The organism is Pontibacillus sp. HMF3514, from assembly GCF_009858175.1.
Taxonomy (GTDB): domain Bacteria; phylum Bacillota; class Bacilli; order Bacillales; family BH030062; genus Pontibacillus.
This window is the reverse complement of sequence record NZ_CP047393.1, coordinates 2,985,066-3,003,807: the sequence shown is the minus strand read 5'-3', so window position 1 is coordinate 3,003,807 and position 18,742 is coordinate 2,985,066. Positions and strand designations below refer to the sequence as shown.

Annotated in this window: 12 protein-coding genes, 3 rRNA genes and 1 pseudogene; 12 read left to right on the top strand and 4 right to left on the bottom strand. The window is 41.2% G+C overall.

The features are described 5' to 3' along the window. The first annotated feature begins 305 nt into the window (after positions 1–305). From GS400_RS15400 to GS400_RS15380, 5 genes are all read left to right on the top strand, one after another. Positions 306–1,868, top strand: a 16S ribosomal RNA gene (locus tag GS400_RS15400). Between the two features lie 189 nt (positions 1,869–2,057). Further along, positions 2,058–4,975: ribosomal RNA gene (locus GS400_RS15395) — 23S ribosomal RNA — on the top strand. Between the two features lie 66 nt (positions 4,976–5,041). Further along, positions 5,042–5,157, top strand: a 5S ribosomal RNA gene (rrf, locus tag GS400_RS15390). The 16S, 23S and 5S rRNA genes sit together here, the layout of an rRNA operon. Positions 5,158–5,515: 358 nt before the next feature. Beyond that, the gene (locus tag GS400_RS15385; protein ID WP_201450112.1) at positions 5,516–6,973 is read left to right on the top strand and encodes a catalase; all 1,458 of its coding nucleotides are present in this window, start codon (positions 5,516–5,518) and stop codon (positions 6,971–6,973) included. A 175-nt stretch (positions 6,974–7,148) separates the two neighbouring features. Beyond that, on the top strand, positions 7,149–7,781 hold the full coding sequence (locus tag GS400_RS15380; protein ID WP_160103227.1) for a YpjP family protein: 633 nt from the start codon (positions 7,149–7,151) through the stop codon (positions 7,779–7,781). Positions 7,782–7,836: 55 nt separating this feature from the next. On the opposite strand, the pseudogene GS400_RS20500 reads toward GS400_RS15380, so the two are convergent. Both GS400_RS20500 and GS400_RS15370 read right to left on the bottom strand, forming a co-directional pair. Next, a pseudogene (locus GS400_RS20500) lies at positions 7,837–8,037 on the bottom strand (DUF2187 family protein); the annotation flags it as partial. Positions 8,038–8,333: 296 nt separating this feature from the next. Then, positions 8,334–9,590 carry a BaiN/RdsA family NAD(P)/FAD-dependent oxidoreductase gene (locus GS400_RS15370; RefSeq protein ID WP_160103226.1) on the bottom strand — a complete coding sequence of 419 codons (1,257 nt, stop codon included), beginning with the start codon at positions 9,588–9,590 and terminating at the stop codon, positions 8,334–8,336. 204 nt (positions 9,591–9,794) lie between these two features. Between GS400_RS15370 and GS400_RS15365 the strand changes: the two genes are divergently transcribed. After that, positions 9,795–11,435, top strand: a complete 1,641-nt coding sequence (locus tag GS400_RS15365) for a putative polysaccharide biosynthesis protein (RefSeq protein WP_160103225.1) — start codon at positions 9,795–9,797, stop codon at positions 11,433–11,435. Positions 11,436–11,447: 12 nt separating this feature from the next. Continuing rightward, positions 11,448–12,182: a pseudouridine synthase gene (locus GS400_RS15360; protein WP_160103224.1), complete on the top strand. Its 735-nt coding sequence runs from the start codon at positions 11,448–11,450 to the stop codon at positions 12,180–12,182. A gap of 99 nt (positions 12,183–12,281) precedes the next feature. On the opposite strand, the gene GS400_RS15355 is transcribed toward GS400_RS15360, so the two are convergent. After that, entirely contained in the window at positions 12,282–12,500 is a 219-nt protein-coding gene (locus tag GS400_RS15355; RefSeq protein WP_160103223.1) for a DeoR family transcriptional regulator, read from the bottom strand. A gap of 148 nt (positions 12,501–12,648) precedes the next feature. On the opposite strand from GS400_RS15355, the gene GS400_RS15350 reads away from it, so the two are divergent. From GS400_RS15350 to GS400_RS15330, 5 genes are read left to right on the top strand one after another with little or no spacing between them, the layout of a single operon-like run. Next, entirely contained in the window at positions 12,649–13,671 is a 1,023-nt protein-coding gene (locus tag GS400_RS15350; RefSeq protein ID WP_160103222.1) for a potassium channel family protein, read from the top strand. Further along, entirely contained in the window at positions 13,668–15,074 is a 1,407-nt protein-coding gene (gene pepV, locus GS400_RS15345; protein ID WP_160103221.1) for a dipeptidase PepV, read from the top strand. Before GS400_RS15350 ends, pepV begins: the two co-directional genes overlap by 4 nt. A 26-nt stretch (positions 15,075–15,100) precedes the next feature. Further along, on the top strand, positions 15,101–16,297 hold the full coding sequence (locus GS400_RS15340; RefSeq protein ID WP_160103220.1) for an MFS transporter: 1,197 nt from the start codon (positions 15,101–15,103) through the stop codon (positions 16,295–16,297). Between the two features lie 2 nt (positions 16,298–16,299). Next, the gene (thpR, locus tag GS400_RS15335) at positions 16,300–16,860 is read left to right on the top strand and encodes an RNA 2',3'-cyclic phosphodiesterase (protein ID WP_160103219.1); all 561 of its coding nucleotides are present in this window, start codon (positions 16,300–16,302) and stop codon (positions 16,858–16,860) included. A 10-nt stretch (positions 16,861–16,870) separates the two neighbouring features. Continuing rightward, positions 16,871–17,719 carry a nuclease-related domain-containing protein gene (locus tag GS400_RS15330; protein WP_160103218.1) on the top strand — a complete coding sequence of 283 codons (849 nt, stop codon included), beginning with the start codon at positions 16,871–16,873 and terminating at the stop codon, positions 17,717–17,719. On the opposite strand, the gene GS400_RS15325 is transcribed toward GS400_RS15330, so the two are convergent. Continuing rightward, complete coding sequence (locus GS400_RS15325; RefSeq protein ID WP_160103217.1) at positions 17,716–18,738, bottom strand: EAL domain-containing protein; 1,023 nt, start codon at positions 18,736–18,738, stop codon at positions 17,716–17,718. The two genes, GS400_RS15330 and GS400_RS15325, sit on opposite strands and share 4 nt — an antisense overlap. Positions 18,739–18,742 lie beyond the last annotated feature (4 nt).

The window sequence follows — 18,742 nt, the reverse complement described above, 5'->3', positions numbered from 1 at the left end:
ATCTATTGATGAATATAATATAGTAATAGAAGATTAATATTTTAAAAGAAAATATTCAAAACCCATTGACCATAAGAGGTGAAGGGTGTAATATAGAATTTGCTGTCGCAGAGACGACATATTTCGACAAAAATATTAAGATATTCTAAAGTTTTTATTGACTTTTTGTTAATAGACATGATAGAATTTATTTACCGTCGATTAATGACATTTGATCCTTGAAAACTGAACGAAACGACATGTTACGTCAATGAATTACTTTTTATTTTAAAAAGCCAGACATCATTTTGATGCAAAGGCGAACTCTTATGGAGAGTTTGATCTTGGCTCAGGACGAACGCTGGCGGCGTGCCTAATACATGCAAGTCGAGCGCGTGAAACAACATGATCCCTTCGGGGTGATTGTTGTGGATCGAGCGGCGGACGGGTGAGTAACACGTGGGTAACCTACCTGAGAGATCGGGATAACCCCGGGAAACCGGGGCTAATACCGAATAATCGTTGGAACCGCATGGTTCCAACGTAAAAGGCGGCTTTTGCCGTCACTTTCAGATGGACCCGCGGCGCATTAGCTAGTTGGTAAGGTAACGGCTTACCAAGGCAACGATGCGTAGCCGACCTGAGAGGGTGATCGGCCACACTGGGACTGAGACACGGCCCAGACTCCTACGGGAGGCAGCAGTAGGGAATCTTCCGCAATGGACGAAAGTCTGACGGAGCAACGCCGCGTGAACGATGAAGGTCTTCGGATCGTAAAGTTCTGTTGTTAGGGAAGAACAAGTACCAGAGGAAATGCTGGTACCTTGACGGTACCTAACCAGAAAGCCACGGCTAACTACGTGCCAGCAGCCGCGGTAATACGTAGGTGGCAAGCGTTGTCCGGAATTATTGGGCGTAAAGCGCGCGCAGGCGGTTCCTTAAGTCTGATGTGAAAGCCCACAGCTCAACTGTGGAGGGCCATTGGAAACTGGGGAACTTGAGTACAGAAGAGGAGAGCGGAATTCCACGTGTAGCGGTGAAATGCGTAGATATGTGGAGGAACACCAGTGGCGAAGGCGGCTCTCTGGTCTGTAACTGACGCTGAGGCGCGAAAGCGTGGGTAGCAAACAGGATTAGATACCCTGGTAGTCCACGCCGTAAACGTTGAGTGCTAGGTGTTAGGGGGTTTCCGCCCCTTAGTGCTGAAGTTAACGCATTAAGCACTCCGCCTGGGGAGTACGGCCGCAAGGCTGAAACTCAAAAGAATTGACGGGGGCCCGCACAAGCGGTGGAGCATGTGGTTTAATTCGAAGCAACGCGAAGAACCTTACCAGGTCTTGACATCTTCCGCTATCCCTAGAGATAGGGAGTTCCCTTCGGGGACGGAATGACAGGTGGTGCATGGTTGTCGTCAGCTCGTGTCGTGAGATGTTGGGTTAAGTCCCGCAACGAGCGCAACCCCTAATCTTAGTTGCCAGCATTCAGTTGGGCACTCTAAGGTGACTGCCGGTGACAAACCGGAGGAAGGCGGGGATGACGTCAAATCATCATGCCCCTTATGACCTGGGCTACACACGTGCTACAATGGATGGTACAGAGGGCAGCGAGACCGCGAGGTCAAGCAAATCTCAAAAAACCATTCTCAGTTCGGATTGCAGGCTGCAACTCGCCTGTATGAAGCCGGAATCGCTAGTAATCGCAGGTCAGCATACTGCGGTGAATACGTTCCCGGGCCTTGTACACACCGCCCGTCACACCACGAGAGTTGGCAACACCCGAAGTCGGTGAGGTAACCTTTTTGGAGCCAGCCGCCGAAGGTGGGGCCAATGATTGGGGTGAAGTCGTAACAAGGTAGCCGTATCGGAAGGTGCGGCTGGATCACCTCCTTTCTAAGGATAACTACGGAAAACGCAGTGTTACTGCGTTCACGTAACATGCTTCGTTTCGTTCGGTTTTGAGGAATCAAATTCCTCAAAGTCATGTACCTTGAAAACTAGATAAGAATCAGACATCAAACCAACGTCAATTTTTTCATTCACACCAGATGATATTCGCTCATCTGGCAACTAACTTGAGATAGTTAAGTGAATAAGGGCGCACGGTGGATGCCTTGGCACTAGGAGCTGATGAAGGACGGGACAAACACCGATATGCTTCGGTTAGCCGTAAGCAGGCTATGATCCGGAGATTTCCGAATGGGGAAACCCACCGCCCGTAATGGGGTGGTATTCTTAACTGAATTCATAGGTTAAGAAAGGCAGACCCGGGGAACTGAAACATCTCAGTACCCGGAGGAAGAGAAAGCAAACGCGATTTCCTGAGTAGCGGCGAGCGAAACGGAATTAGCCCAAACCAGAGAGCTTGCTCTCTGGGGTTGTAGGACACTCCTTTGGAGTTACCAAGGAACAAGATAGATGAATCGATCTGGAATGATCAGCCAAAGAAGGTAACGGCCCTGTAATCAAAATCTTGTTCCCTCCGGAGTGGATCCTGAGTACGGCGGAACACGTGTAATTCCGTCGGAATCCGGGAGGACCATCTCCCAAGGCTAAATACTCCCTAGTGACCGATAGTGAACCAGTACCGTGAGGGAAAGGTGAAAAGCACCCCGGGAGGGGAGTGAAATAGAACCTGAAACCGTGTGCCTACAAGTAGTCGGAGCCCGTTAATGGGTGACGGCGTACCTTTTGTAGAATGGACCGGCGAGTTACGATCCCATGCAAGGTTAAGTTGAAGAAACGGAGCCGCAGCGAAAGCGAGTCTGAATAGGGCGATTTGAGTATGTGGTCGTAGACCCGAAACCGTGTGATCTACCCATGTCCAGGGTGAAGGCCAGGTAACACTGGCTGGAGGCCCGAACCCACGCACGTTGAAAAGTGCGGGGATGAGGTGTGGGTAGCGGTGAAATGCCAATCGAACACGGAGATAGCTGGTTCTCTCCGAAATAGCTTTAGGGCTAGCCTCAAAGTGAGAGTCATGGAGGTAGAGCACTGATTGGACTAGGGGCCCTCATCGGGTTACCGAATTCAGTCAAACTCCGAATGCCATCGACTTATCTTTGGGAGTCAGACTATGAGTGATAAGGTCCATAGTCGAAAGGGAAACAGCCCAGACCGCCAGCTAAGGTCCCTAAGTGTATGTTAAGTGGAAAAGGATGTGGAGTTGCTTAGACAACCAGGATGTTGGCTTAGAAGCAGCCATCATTTAAAGAGTGCGTAATAGCTCACTGGTCGAGTGACTCTGCGCCGAAAATGTACCGGGGCTAAACATACCACCGAAGCTGCGGATTGTTCTTTGAACAATGGTAGGAGAGCGTTCTAAGTGCTGTGAAGTCAGACCGTGAGGACTGGTGGAGCGCTTAGAAGTGAGAATGCCGGTATGAGTAGCGAAAGAAGAGTGAGAATCTCTTCCACCGTAAGTCTAAGGTTTCCTGAGGAAGGCTCGTCCGCTCAGGGTTAGTCGGGACCTAAGCCGAGGCCGAAAGGCGTAGGCGATGGATAACAGGTTGATATTCCTGTACCACCTCCTTTCCGTTTGAGCAACGGGGGGACGCAGTAGGATAAGGGAAGCGCGCCATTGGATGTGCGCGCCCAAGCAGTGAGTGTGATGCATAGGCAAATCCGTGCATCAAACACAAGCTGTGATGGGGAGGGAACTATAGTACCGAAGTCCCTGATTTCACACTGCCAAGAAAAGCCTCTAGCGAGGAAAGTGGTGCCCGTACCGCAAACCGACACAGGTAGACGAGGAGAGTATCCTAAGGTGATCGGGAGAACTCTTGTTAAGGAACTCGGCAAAATGACCCCGTAACTTCGGGAGAAGGGGTGCTCCTTCATAAGGAGGAGCCGCAGTGAAAAGGCCCAAACGACTGTTTAGCAAAAACACAGGTCTCTGCGAAACCGTAAGGTGAAGTATAGGGGCTGACACCTGCCCGGTGCTGGAAGGTTAAGAGGATGAGTTAGCTTCTTGCGAAGCTTTGAATCGAAGCCCCAGTAAACGGCGGCCGTAACTATAACGGTCCTAAGGTAGCGAAATTCCTTGTCGGGTAAGTTCCGACCCGCACGAAAGGTGCAACGATTTGGGCACTGTCTCAACAAGAGACCCGGTGAAATTATACTATGCGTGAAGATGCGCATTACCCGCGACTGGACGGAAAGACCCCGTGGAGCTTTACTGTAGCCTGATATTGAATGTTGGTACAGCTTGTACAGGATAGGTAGGAGCCTTGGAAACCGGAGCGCCAGCTTCGGTGGAGGCATTGGTGGGATACTACCCTGGCTGTACTGACATTCTAACCCAGGGCCGTGATCCGGCCCGGAGACAGTGTCAGGTGGGCAGTTTGACTGGGGCGGTCGCCTCCCAAAAAGTAACGGAGGCGCCCAAAGGTTCCCTCAGAATGGTTGGAAATCATTCGCAGAGTGCAAAGGCACAAGGGAGCTTGACTGCGAGACCTACAAGTCGAGCAGGGACGAAAGTCGGGCTTAGTGATCCGGCGGTACCGAATGGAAGGGCCGTCGCTCAACGGATAAAAGCTACCCCGGGGATAACAGGCTTATCTCCCCCAAGAGTCCACATCGACGGGGAGGTTTGGCACCTCGATGTCGGCTCATCGCATCCTGGGGCTGTAGTCGGTCCCAAGGGTTGGGCTGTTCGCCCATTAAAGCGGTACGCGAGCTGGGTTCAGAACGTCGTGAGACAGTTCGGTCCCTATCCGTCGTGGGCGTTGGAAATTTGAGAGGAGCTGTCCTTAGTACGAGAGGACCGGGATGGACACACCGCTGGTGCACCAGTTGTTCCGCCAGGAGCACAGCTGGGTAGCTACGTGTGGACGGGATAAGTGCTGAAAGCATCTAAGCATGAAGCCCCCCTCGAGATGAAATTTCCCATCACTTCAAGTGAGTAAGATCCCTTGTAGACGACAAGGTTGATAGGTCAGAGGTGGAAGCGTGGTGACACGTGCAGCTGACTGATACTAATCGATCGAGGACTTATCTATCTCTATTGAAAAAACGTTACGATGTCTCTTATCTAGTTTTGAAGGTATATCCTTCAACTATATAGGTTTGGTGGCTTTGGCGAAGAGGTCACACCTGTTCCCATGCCGAACACAGAAGTTAAGCTCTTCAGCGCCAATGGTAGTCGGGGTTTCGCCCCCGCAAGAGTAGGACGCCGCCAAGCACATTTGAAACCCCAGAAGAATTCGTTCTTCTGGGGTTTTTTGTGTTTTATTAATTTTTATTTGTAGAAACAAATTGAATAATACTTTACCTTCTTTTCATTGTATGTAATTGGATCAAAGAGTTATGTAGATGAACCTTAAAGGTAGGGTTTATTTAGATGAAATAAGTGGAATAAACTAATGTATTATTTTCTATAATTGAAAGAGCTTATCATTTGTAATCATTTTATAAATAAACTATACTTTTAAATAAGTTCTCTTATTATAATAATTATTAAAAACAAACGAATTTAATATTCGGAATTATTAGAATAAGAGATTAAAGGACCTTAAATTTATTAAAGGAGTTGTTACATAGTGAGTAACAAAAAACGTTTAACTACTGAAGCTGGAATTCCTGTTGGTGATAATCAAAATTCCATTACTGCTGGTTATCGTGGACCTACAATGATTCAAGATGTTCATTTGTTAGAAAAGCTAGCCCACTTCAACCGTGAACGTATCCCTGAACGTGTTGTACATGCTAAAGGTGCTGGAGCATTCGGTTATTTTGAAGTTACAAACGACGTTTCTAAATATACAAAAGCAGACTTTCTATCTGAAGTTGGTAAAAGAACAGAGATGCTTGCTCGTTTCTCTACTGTAGGAGGGGAGAAAGGTTCTGCTGACACAGCTCGAGATCCGCGAGGTTTTGCACTTAAATTTTATACAGACGAAGGTAACTACGACCTAGTAGGTAATAATACTCCTGTATTCTTTATTCGTGATGCTATTAAATTCCCTGATTTTATTCATACACAAAAACGTGATCCACAAACGAACTTAAAAGATCCGGATATGGCTTGGGATTTCTGGTCATTATCTCCAGAGTCACTACACCAAGTAACCATTCTTTATTCTGATCGTGGTGTGCCAGCGACTTATCGTCACATGCATGGTTACGGTAGTCATACATTTAAGTGGACAAATGCAGATGGTGAATCTGTTTGGGTTAAGTATCACATACGAACAGATCAAGGTTATAAAACACTAGATGATGAGACGGCGACTAAAATAGCAGGAGAAAATCCGGATTACAAAACAGAAGACCTATTCAACTCGATTGAAGAAGAAGATTATCCATCTTGGACAATGTATGTACAGATTATGCCTCTAGAAGATGCAGAGACATATAACAATGATCCATTTGATGTAACAAAAGTTTGGCCACATGATGACTATCCACTAATTGAAGTTGGTAAAATGGTGTTAAACCGTAATCCGAAGAACTATTTTGCGGAGATTGAACAAGCGGCATTTAGCCCAGGTAACTTTGTACCTGGAATTGATGTTTCTCCAGATAAAATGCTTCAAGGTCGTCTGTTTGCTTATGCGGATGCGCATAGATATCGTGTAGGCGCAAACTATGAAACGCTACCCGTTAACCGTCCAAAAGCTGAAGTGAATAACTATCAACGTGATGGTGCTATGCGTTTTGATGATAATGGTGGTGGCTCCAAAAACTATGAACCTAATAGCTATGATCGCCCAGTAGAAGATCCTGCAGCTAAACAACAGCCGTATCCCGTATCTGGCTTGGCAGATAGCACACCATATGATCATGACGACCATTACACTCAACCAGGAAATCTTTATAGATTAATGAGTGAAGATGAGAAACAACGTCTGGTATCCAACATCGTAGGTTCTATGAAAGAAGTGCGAAAAGAAGAAATTAAACTTCGTCAGATTAAACACTTCTACAAGGCTGACCCAGATTATGGTGAGCGCGTAGCTAAAGCACTTGGGTTACAAGTGCCTGAGGAAGTTAAATAAAAGTAGATAAACAAGAAGAGCCTCCAATGAAAGGAGGCTCTTTTTAAGTACTTTTGTTATAGATGGATGGTGAGATTTTATTCACGAAATACTCTGAAAAAGATCCAATAGTTTCATAGACAGATTTAATAAAAGTGGTAGAATTTAAATAAGTACATATAAGGGGAGCTACACTATGAAACCTTGGTTCAGAAAAATATTCGTTGTATTTGTTGCGATATTAACCTTAGGGTTATATATACCGCCGACCCATCTCGATGCAGAGGCGGCTGATAAGAATGAAGTTATTTCACCTGAACGCAATTTAGATAATGATTCGATTTCTACTGGTAAGGAAACACCGTCTGATCCTATAGATATCACGATTGAAGAAGAACCTCAGAATGATATAGAGCCTCCTTCTACTGAATTTTATATAAGTGCAATAACAGAGCAAGCAAAAGAACAAACCGTATCTAAATTAGGGCCTAGAATTTTTGAAAAAGTGGAAGTTGATTTTGAAAAAGACATTTTACCGAATATTGAAGATGTTGTTCAATCGATTTTAGCGCAAGCTAGTGATGATGAAGTACCTTATTACAGTATCTCTGAAGAACCTTCAGCAGGTTATGGAGAGCAAATTTTTAGTTTGTATGATGAGCGTTCAAACCAAGAATTAGCTCGATTTCATGTGCGTCGGGATAAGCGACCAGGGGAAGGATATTGGTTTAATTTCCACTACCACTTAAGTCAAGATGCCTTTGAAGAGCATCACCCAATTGGCGAAATTTATTGGGACAAAAATACCCCACCGAAGTGGATGTCATAAAAAATAGCAAGAAAAAACCGAGCTTCTTTTATAAGAAGCTCGGTTTTTCTCTTAATTATTCACTCTCTTCAGCACGTTCTTGAATCGTATATTTCCCGTGGCGAACTACAGTTTTTTCAAAGTCGAGATCTTTTTCTTTGAAATCTTCCATGATTGTCATATCTACAACTACAGAGTTCTCTAATTTATCGGAAGTAACTACGCCTTTAAGGTCTTTACCGTCACGCTGGAAAGTTACGACGTCGCCTAATTTAGCTTTATTTTCTTCACTAACTTCTGGTTTCTCTGGTTGTTCTACACTTTCTTCCTCATTCTTCTTCGTAAAGGCTGCATCAATGATGCTGTCTTTCATATTTTCATCTGACATGTATAATTCCCCTTCCTAGTCAATGTAAGCTTATATACATTTTGTATAATTTTGATTGGGTAAATGATTATTTCTTATCTATACCCTTTATTGCTGCCTTCATTCTTCCTAATTAGATACTATAACACGGATTTCCTTCAAAGATAAATAAACAGCATAAAAAAACCTGTTTTTCAAGAGAAAATTTAACCAAATGAATCGTAAGCTGCAAATATGCCTGCAATTCTTCCGGTTACAAGGGCAGAGGTAATATTGTAGCCACCTGTGTAACCATGGATATCAAGAATTTCTCCACTGAAAAATAATCTAGGCATAACTTTGGAAGCCATCGTGTTAGGGACTACTTCTTTAACAGAAACGCCTCCCCCAGTTACGAATGCTTTTTCAATGGACTGAGAATCATGAACTTCAAATGTAAATTGTTTCAGGTCATGAACAAAACCGCGAAGTTTTTCAAGAGATGTGTTGGCAGCACGATCTTCTAAACCAATTTCATTACGTTCGAATAGGAGATCCAAGAATCGCTCTGGCGCCCATCCTTTTAAAATGTTTTTAACGTTTTTTCTTGGGTGTTCGTTTAACAAGGTACGCGCTTCTTCTAAAAGTTCATGTTCTTTATGGTCAGGATAGCTATCAATCACCATATTCACTGGACGATTACCTTTTCGAAACTCTTTTACTACATACTGAGAACAACGTAAAACAGCGGGGCCGCTAATTCCGAAGTGTGTAAATAGCATGTCCATGCGATGTGTGATGATTGTTTTTCCTTTTGGATTTAATACGGATAACGCAACATTTCTTAAGGAGAGACCTTGTAAACGTTTATCCTGAATAAATGGTTCTTGAGAAATAAGAGGTACTTCAGTTGGATAAAGCTCAGTTACAGTGTGACCTGCTTTCTCAGCCCAAGCATAACCATCGCCAGTAGACCCTGTATGAGGGACGGATGTACCTCCAACTGAAATCACAACCGATTTGGTTTGGATCGTTTCCTCAGACTTCAATTGAATCTCATGATGCTCGTCCCCATAATCAACTGTTTTGACGTCTGTGCTTTTCCTTACAGTTACGCCTAACTCATCTAATCGAGTGAGCAAAGCATTTACAACGTCTTTTGCTTTGTTGCTTGCGGGAAACATACGCCCGTGATCTTCTTCTTTTAAAGCTACACCTAGGTTTTCAAAAAATTCCATAATATCGTAGTTATTAAACACAGAAAAAGCGCTATATAAAAAGCGACCATTCCCTGGAATATGCTTAATAATTTCATCTTGGGGAAGATTGTTGGTAACATTGCAACGTCCGCCACCTGATATGGCTAGCTTCTTTCCAAGTTTTTTACCTTTATCTATGAGTAATGTATTGGCTCCTTGTTCTGCAGCAGCAATGGCTGCCATTAATCCGGAGGGGCCTCCTCCAATTACGGTAACATCATACATGTTTTTGAATCGTCCCTTCTAATTGCATAGGAAATTGTACGTTGGAGCTACAGTTCCTGTTGGCTCCAAATTTCTATTTGCTTAAGCGAGTGTAGACCACTTTAGCTCAATAAATCTGATTTTGTAATCAGAATGAAATCGGAATGCACTTTATCTATGATAAAATAGATGCGTTGTACTCTACAAATAAATGCAGGTGAAAATATGGCAGTTTCGAAATTTTTAAAAGGTACAATGTTGCTAACAGCGGCAACATTTTTATCAAAGTTTTTAGGGATGATCTACGTGATCCCGTTTGAATCCTTTGTAGGACAGACAGGTGGAGCATTGTTGTCCTACGCATACACCCCTTATAATATCTTAATTAGCTTTTCAACTCTAGGGGTCCCGCTAGCTGTTTCAAAATTTGTTTCGAGATATAACTCGTTAGGGGATTATGAAACGGGACGGCGAATGTTTAAGTCCGGGTTGCAATTCATGTCCATAACTGGAGTTTTAGCTTTCCTACTTCTTTATTTTAGTGCTGGTGCGATTGCACCTCTTGTTGTTACGGATCAACTGAAGGGGAACTCTATTGAAGATGTGGCCATGGTTATCCGCATGATCAGTTTTGCTCTATTGATTATACCAGCAATGAGTATTGTTCGTGGATTTTTCCAAGGATATGAATCCATGGCACCAACTGCAGTATCACAAGTAATTGAACAGATTGTACGTATAGCCTTTTTATTAATAGCTGTTTTCTTAGTAATTGAAGTGTATGACGGTTCGAATGCTACAGCCGTCGGGTTTGCTTCTTTTGCAGCTTTTATTGGTGCTATTGCTTCTGTTGGGGTACTTTGGTTTTACTGGAGGAAGCGTAAGCCTTACCTAGACAGCCAGGTTGAACAGCAGGAAACAAGCTATAACATTCCCATGAAAGATTTATACAAAGAACTACTTGCCTACGCAGGCCCTTTTGTTCTTGTAGGGATTGCTACTCCTCTTTATCAACTCATTGATCAATTTACATTTAATCGAACAATGGCTGATATAGGTTTAGGGAATATCACTGAAACAGCTTATGCTGCTATCAATTTGTATGGCCATAAACTTGTTATCATTCCAGTGACACTAGCTACAGGACTTTCTTTGGCATTATTACCAGCCATTACGAAGTCTTATACAGAGGACTCTCATAAGCAGCTTTATCGACAAATTAACCAAGCGCTGCAAATTATTGTTTTGCTCATTTTACCTGCAGTAGTTGGGATGTCACTCTTATCCTATGAAGCTTATGCAACATTTTATGGTGTAGACGGAACCAACCTCCCATTAACGGGGTCTTTATTAGCTTGGTATGCACCAGTGGCTCTTTTCTATGGATTATTTACAGTAACATCGTCCATTTTACAAGGGATCAATCAGCAACGTTTTGCTGTGATTAGTTTAGGAGCTGGGCTTCTAATTAAAGCAACATTAAACATTCCATTAATCCATTTATTTGGTGCAAAGGGAGCCATATTTGGTACTGGGTTAGCTGTTATTACAGCTGTACTTTTAAACCTCTGGAAAATCCGTGCTGCAGCTTCATTCCCTTATAGACTTTTATTGAAGCGATCTTTATTAGTTTTAATACTCACATTCGCTATGGTGATCGTTGTAAGTATTACAAAGTGGCTACTTGGCATAGTGGGTCTTAGCTATGAAGAAGGTCGTTTTGCAGCTGTAATGGTGTTATTTATTAGTGCAGGTGTGGGTGGTTTATTCTATTTATGGTTAACCTATCAAACAACACTGCTTGAGCGTGTATTAGGAGGTCGAGTTTCTGTACTCGATCGGTTCTTGAAAAGAAAGAAAAATTAGGAGGAACGTGTTGTGAGAATCGATAAAGTTTTAGCGAATATGGGCTTCGGGACCCGGAAGGAAGTAAAGAAGTTATTAAAGTCTGGTGTTGTCCGAGTGGATGGAAGCTCTATAAAAGATGCCAAAACACATGTGAATCCAGACGAACAGGAGATTACCGTACATGGTGAACCTGTTGAATATCGAGAATTTATTTATATCATGATGAATAAACCTCAAGGTCTTATTTCAGCAACAGAGGATGCGAGTGATATGACCGTAATTGATATCTTGCAACCAGAAGATCAAATTTTTGAACCTTTCCCAGTTGGGAGACTCGATAAAGATACCGAAGGACTTTTATTGATAACAAATGATGGAAAGCTCACGCATCAGTTGTTATCTCCCAAAAAAGGTGTAGGGAAACGCTACTATGCTGTGATAGATGGCGAGGTAACAGAAAAGGATCAAGATGCTTTTCAGAAAGGTGTAACACTAGATGATGGTTATAAAACCAAGCCAGCTGAATTAGAAATTCTTGAGTCTGGAGCAACCTCTGAAATTGAACTTGTTATTACAGAAGGTAAATTTCATCAGGTGAAACGAATGTTTGAGAGTGTAGATAAACGTGTGACATTCCTGAAGAGGTTAAGTATGGCGGGATTAGAACTTGATAATGATTTAGAGCCTGGAGAGTATCGTGAATTGAATGATGAGGAAATTGAGTTTCTATATAGTGTAGGGCAGGAGAAAACTGAGGATTCATAAAAACTAATTAAACAACATGAAAATTGCACACAAAAAAAGACCCGGAGCAAATCCGGGTTTTTATATAACTCTTATAAGTATTCCTTGTGATTCGTTTTACTATGATATTTTCACTTTTTTCTCTGTAGTCGTCCACTTCCCACGATACGGACTTGTGACGAGTCCATTGTATTGCAACACATGCAGGTCTCTCTGAACAGTTCGAGCTGTTATGCCAAACTCCTCTGATAATGAAGTCGTTGTTACGGTCCCGTTCTCACTAATAAATAAATAGATCGATTTAACACGGCTAAGCATTCGGGATGTTGAACGATTCAAAAAACCACTCCTTAGGGATTGTTTGAGTTGTGGTGCGTGAATCTTGGAAGTTAAGTCAATTTTACTACATTTCGTTGTATAATAACTAGTAAATCCATTAAAATTTACAGAGAATTCATGTTATTCATATTCTAGTAAGGAGGATGTTATGATTTTTGTAAGAAAAGTATTGCTACGTATGATTAAAATGAACAATCGGGTTTTATTTATTAGTAGTACACTACTCATTGCTTTGTCTTCAATCTTAATTGTTTTAGTAGAACCAGAAACATTTCCAACGGTCTTTGATGGCTTTTGGTGGGTGATGACAACTGTTACAACCGTAGGGTATGGGGATTTTTCGCCCGTTTCAGTAGGAGGGCGACTTATTGCCATGTTCCTATACATCGTGGGTATCGGGTTAATTGGTGTTGTTATAGGTAAAGTTGTCGAAGGTCTTTCTATGTTTCGTAAAAAGAGGGAGGAAGGAAATATCGTGTACAAAGAAGAGAATCATTACATTATTATTGGCTGGTCAAAAAAATCACAATATGCAGTAAAAGAAATTATTGAAACGCATCCTGATTCTGAAATTATTATTATAGACGAATTGGAAAAAGCACCACTCTTAGAAGAGAATATTCATTACATACGTGGAAATGCATCCTCAAAAGAAACATTAGACAAAGCGAATGTAGAAAAAGCGAAAGCTGTCTTGATCTTTGCTGATGAAAAGATCCACGATAACCAGTTGATCGATGGAAAGACTCTGTTAATCGCTTCAACAGTTGAATCGATGACATCTCATGTACATACAGTCGTTGAAGTGATGGAGGAAGATCATATTAAAAACTTTGAACATGCACAAATTGATGAATTTATATTTTCTCATGAGACCATTTCATCTCTTGCAGTACGATCTGCATTTACAAGAGGAATCTCTAGTATATACGGACAGCTTATGCGTCGCTCACACGGTGATGACCTTTATCATATCCCTCTTCAACCAACTTGGAAAACGTATCGTGATGCATTTAATGATCTACTTGAAAAAGGAGCTACGCTTATTGCAGACCGTCAAGATTTAGGAGTCAATCGAATGCTTGATAAACCTATTCCTTTAGAGGCTAAACTGTATGCCATATGTGACCCAGAGACTTATCAACAAATTCTAAAGGAGTATGAATCATGAACAAAAGTTTATCAAAAGAGCAATTAAATGAATTACAACCCTATTATCTTGATCGCTTAACAGAGCTCCTGAAAATACCTAGTACATATGACGAAACTTCGATAAGAGAGGGAGCACCCTATGGAGAAAACATTCAGAAAGCCTTGGAGTATGCACTTTCATTAGGATTAGAAGAAGGTTTCTCAGTAAATGATATTGATGGATACGCAGGACACATTGAGTGGGGCAAAGGAGAGGAATTAATCGGTATTCTTGGTCACCTCGATGTTGTGCCTCCTGGTGAGGGATGGACAAATGGTCCATTCGAGCCTGTAGTGAAAGATGGGAAGCTGTTTGCGCGTGGGGCTCAGGACGATAAGGGGCCTGTGATGGCTGCCTTTTTAGCTATGAAATGGTTGAAAGATCTTGGAGTGGAACCTCAAAAGCGAGTTCGTTTAATTCTTGGTACAGATGAAGAACGAAACTGGGGTTGTATGAAACATTATTTCGATAAAGAAGAAATGCCTTCGGTAGGCTTTTCACCTGATGCCAAGTTCCCTGTCATTCATGCTGAAAAAGGTTTAATTGATTTAAACGTTACAAAAACGCTTGATATGAACCAATCTGGTGCTACAGCTCAATTGTTACATCTTCAAGGTGGAGAGCGGCTCAATATGGTTCCGTATCGAGCGCAAGCTTCTCTGAAATGGGATGGAGAAGGTGATCCTGTTTCTTTATTTGAAGACTTTATCCAACAAACTCCTTACGATGGAACTGTACATATGGACGGAGACAAAATCCATATTACAATTACAGGAAAGTCAGCCCATGCAATGGAACCGAACAATGGTCATAATGCTTTCTTTGGTATCGTGTCATTTTTAAAAGAATTACCACTCTCGAATTCTATATTGTCCGTGTTGAATTGGATTGATGATGCTTTTCAAAATAGTCGAGGTGAAGGGTTAGGCATCACCTGTGAGGATGAAGTTTCAGGACCTTTAACGGTTAACGTAGGAACAGCCGAGTTAAAAGGTGAGGACTTAACTTTAGGTCTAAATATTCGATATCCTGTGACGAAAAACTTCCAAGAATGGTTCCAAATATTCGAAAACAATATGATTGATCAAGATGCACGTATTCATGTAATTGAGCATTTAGAAGCTATTCATATGGCCAAAGATCATCCTTTCGTAGAAAAACTTCTAGATATCTATAATCGAAACACTAATGAACAGGCAGAACCCCTTTCAATTGGTGGAGCGACTTATGCTAGAGCCCTAAATCAGGGAGTTGCCTATGGTGCGATGTTCTCTCATAGTCCTGATACAGCACACAATGCAGATGAGCATGTTTTAATTAACGACCTTATGGAAGCGGCATATATTTACGCTGAAGCCATTTATGAGCTTATCACAACGTAATACATCTTAGAGAGGATTTAGAACACATGAATGTAGGAAACTCAGAGAAAACGTATCGCTATTTCCAAGCCTTTTACCTGTTCACGTTTTTTGGCTTTGGATCACTATTCCCTTTACTATCGGTATATTTAGAGAACGAAAAACACCTGAATAACACACAGATCGGTATGATTGTAGCAGCTATCCCATTAGTAACTATTTTCCTGCAACCTGTCTGGGGGATGCTTAGTGATTATACAAGAAAACCACGACAACTCTTATTGATTGCAGGTGTAATGGCTGGGATTATGTCCTTGCTTTACACTTGGTTAGATGGTTTTCTTCTTTTATTTCTAGGCATTATTGGAGTAGCTTTATTTCAATCAGCTATTGTCCCATTATCAGATAGTTTATCCCTACATTTTGTGCAGCAATTTGATAAAGAGTACGGGAATATAAGGCTTTGGGGAGCGCTTGGATTTGCGTTAGCCGTATTTGTAGTCGGAAACATTACCGATATGACAGGATCGCTTACGTGGATCTTTTACGCTTTTAGCTTAGGAATGCTTTTATCAGTGTTTGCTCTAACCTCATTTCCGAAGCGCGGTCAGTCTGTCCAAATTGATTTTCGACAAGGATTTAAAACCTTAATGAAAGAGAAGACTTTTTTAATTTTCTTATGTTCGAATTTCTTAATATTTGGACCCGTTCTAGCAAACAATTACTATTTTGGTAAGTTCATTTTAGCAGTAGGCGGTACGTTATCAGGAGTAGGAATTGCATTTTTATTAGCGGCTGGTAGTGAAGCGCCGTTTATGAAGCTCTCACAAAAAATTATTAACCGTCTAGATGTTATACCTGTAATGCTATTATGTGCGTTCATCTCGTTTGCTAGATGGTTATTTTACTTTTTTGATCCTAATGTCACTCTGGTTTATGCAACGACGATTGCTCAAGGTATTTCTGTAGGTTTATACATTCCCGCAGCTCTGCTATTTGTAAGACAAACAGCACCTAAAGAGGTACAAGCTACTGCAGTCGGAATTTATTCTGCAGTCGGTAATGGAATGGGGAATGCTTTCTTCACATTTATAGCTGGTATCCTTTTAGATGTATTAAATGTGTTTTGGATGTATGCTTTTTTCTCATGTATGACATTACTAGGGATGGTTTTAATTTTAGTTGTACGGAAAGAAGCAATGAAGCAATCCCCTATAAGGAATACATCGTATGAAGGAGTGTAAAGATGAGTTCACATTATTTTATTGGAATTCCTTTGCCTGAGCATGTACGTACATGGTTAAAAGAATGGCAGGAACAAATGAAAAGAGATCTGTCCTATGGTGTTTGGACACATGAGTTGGATTTTCATATTACATTGAAATTTCTAGGGGCTGTGGAGGAAGACAATATACATTTATTAAGAGAAAACCTCAAAGATATCCAAGTCTCTTCATTTGAAATCAAAATTGGGGAACTAGGTCATTTTGGCAACCCCCATCAACCAAGAGTGGTATGGGCAGGAGCTGAGAAACATCAACAACTTTTAGCGCTTCAAAAAGAAGTTGAGGTTGCATGCGAAAACTTAGGTTTTCCTCCTGAAAAGAGATCTTATAATCCTCACATTACATTAGCGAAAAAATGGAGAGGGGATAAGGAACTTGATCAAAAACTAGAAGCTTTATATGATCATTTGAATAGGGTGGATAGTATAACAGTCGATCATTTTACACTGTTTAAAATTCATCCAAAATCGAATCAAAAATATGAAGCTATTCAACGTTTTCCTCTACAAGGCAATAAATGAGGTGGAATCAATGGCACAATTAATTAAGTTGCAGGATTATGCGTCGAGGTATGAGACAGACCCTTTTCGTTATCCTGCACAGTTTATTCGATTAAAAAAAGAAAATTGGAAGAAGATGAAACACTTATGGAGAGAGTATTCTTCTGGAAATCCAAGATATTATCATACAAATGAGCAAGACTTGGAATCTTTTATATTTAAAGATGGCGTACCAACTACTGAATTAGAGCTAAAACAATACTTTTTAAATGGTATGTATCCCTTTCAGCTAAAATGGGCGTCGAGGACCATTCGAGAAATGTCCTTTCTTGACGATATATATAAAGAGGATGAAACATTGAAATACTTCTTACAACGATTTCCTGATACGTTTCTCTTTATGTATGCACCGATTTTTAGGTTGAAACAGGCCCCGGTTGAAGGGGATCATCTCCTAATTCACCCTCAAGGAATCTATTGCATTAAGATTCTGGAAAGAGAACAAGGAGCTGATATCATTGCAGGAGATGATCGTACTTGGTATCAGGAGCATAATCTAATTCGCAGTGAATTTTTAAGTCCGTTAGTATCATTAAAAAGAACATATCGCATTGTACGAAATATCCTACAGGCTCATGATGTCGATTTTCCGATTAAACAACTTGTGTTAGCTCCCAACCATAACATTGAAGCTCAAACTGAACCCTATTTAACAGAGTTTATAGGGGCGGCAGAGTACCAACAATGGTTTGAGCATATGAGAAGCTATCTTTCGCCTATTAAGTCTATTCAATTGAAGGCCATAAGAGCTTTATTAAGTCACAGTCAAACAACTTCTGTCAAAAGGCCTGAATGGGACGACGATGATGATATGATCTAAAGTAGAACAGGCTCTTTACAAGGTATATGGTCTGGCTTACCAATATAATAACCTTGACCATAGTCAATTCCAGCTTCATGTAACCAGTCAAACTCATCCTTTGTTTCTATACCTTCTGCTAATAGTTTAATATTTAGCTGTTTTGCCCGATCAATCACTTCTATTAGAAAGGATTGCTTTTCATCTGAGAGATGGCAATCTTGTATGTAAGAACGGTCAATTTTTACAATGTGAGGATGAAGTAATTGGAACATTTCGATCGTGCTGTAACCAGAACCAACATCATCTAGCGCTACATTCATTCCGTAGTTTTGGTAGGTTTTAAAAATATCATGAAGGTGTTTTACATTTGTAATTTCTTCAGTTTCTACAACCTCAAAAACTAAATCTTCTGGGTTCACATTATACTTAGAGACAATATGAAATGTATGACTTAAGCAATATTCTGGAACATAGATCGTTGAAGGCAGAAAGTTAATAAAGCATTTTTGTCCCTTTGGTATATGTTTTGCTTTTGCTTTTACAGCTTCTTCACGAGCTTTTTGATCTAGCATTGAATGAAGGCCAGCTCTTTGTGCAAAAGGAAATAATTCTCCAGGTGATACTTTTTGATCTTTAGTCCTTAATAATGCTTCATATCCATAAACTTCACCATTTTGCATGTGAATGATTGGTTGTAAGAAGGACGTAAAGTTACCTTGATAGATAATTTCTACTAACTCAGGGTTCGTTATACGCTCATATAAATGTTGGATCGTAATAGGAAATGAATAGCTACGATCCTCATCAGTTAAATGAAGCCAATGATCATGGAGATCCTTTTCTAAAAGGTTTTCTAATGTAGGTAATAAGCTTTGAAAAGATTGATAGTGATAAATATAAATCATATCTTCTTTTTGAATAAGATCAAGATAAATAGAGTCTATCCAGTTCTCTATGTCTTGGGTGGGTCGAACGATTACATAACCTTTTTCGGGCATGTTAACTGAGGTACCACACGCCTGACAATCAGTCGCCATTTTA

Coding starts and splice junctions, on each gene's coding strand:
- GS400_RS15380 (WP_160103227.1), top strand. CDS start 7,149: ATGAAACCTTGGTTCAGAAAAATATTCGTTGTATTTGTTGCGATATTA.
- GS400_RS15370 (WP_160103226.1), bottom strand. CDS start 9,590: ATGTATGATGTTACCGTAATTGGAGGAGGCCCCTCCGGATTAATGGCA.
- GS400_RS15365 (WP_160103225.1), top strand. CDS start 9,795: ATGGCAGTTTCGAAATTTTTAAAAGGTACAATGTTGCTAACAGCGGCA.
- GS400_RS15350 (WP_160103222.1), top strand. CDS start 12,649: ATGATTTTTGTAAGAAAAGTATTGCTACGTATGATTAAAATGAACAAT.
- pepV (WP_160103221.1), top strand. CDS start 13,668: ATGAACAAAAGTTTATCAAAAGAGCAATTAAATGAATTACAACCCTAT.
- GS400_RS15340 (WP_160103220.1), top strand. CDS start 15,101: ATGAATGTAGGAAACTCAGAGAAAACGTATCGCTATTTCCAAGCCTTT.
- thpR (WP_160103219.1), top strand. CDS start 16,300: ATGAGTTCACATTATTTTATTGGAATTCCTTTGCCTGAGCATGTACGT.
- GS400_RS15330 (WP_160103218.1), top strand. CDS start 16,871: ATGGCACAATTAATTAAGTTGCAGGATTATGCGTCGAGGTATGAGACA.
- GS400_RS15325 (WP_160103217.1), bottom strand. CDS start 18,738: ATGGCGACTGATTGTCAGGCGTGTGGTACCTCAGTTAACATGCCCGAA.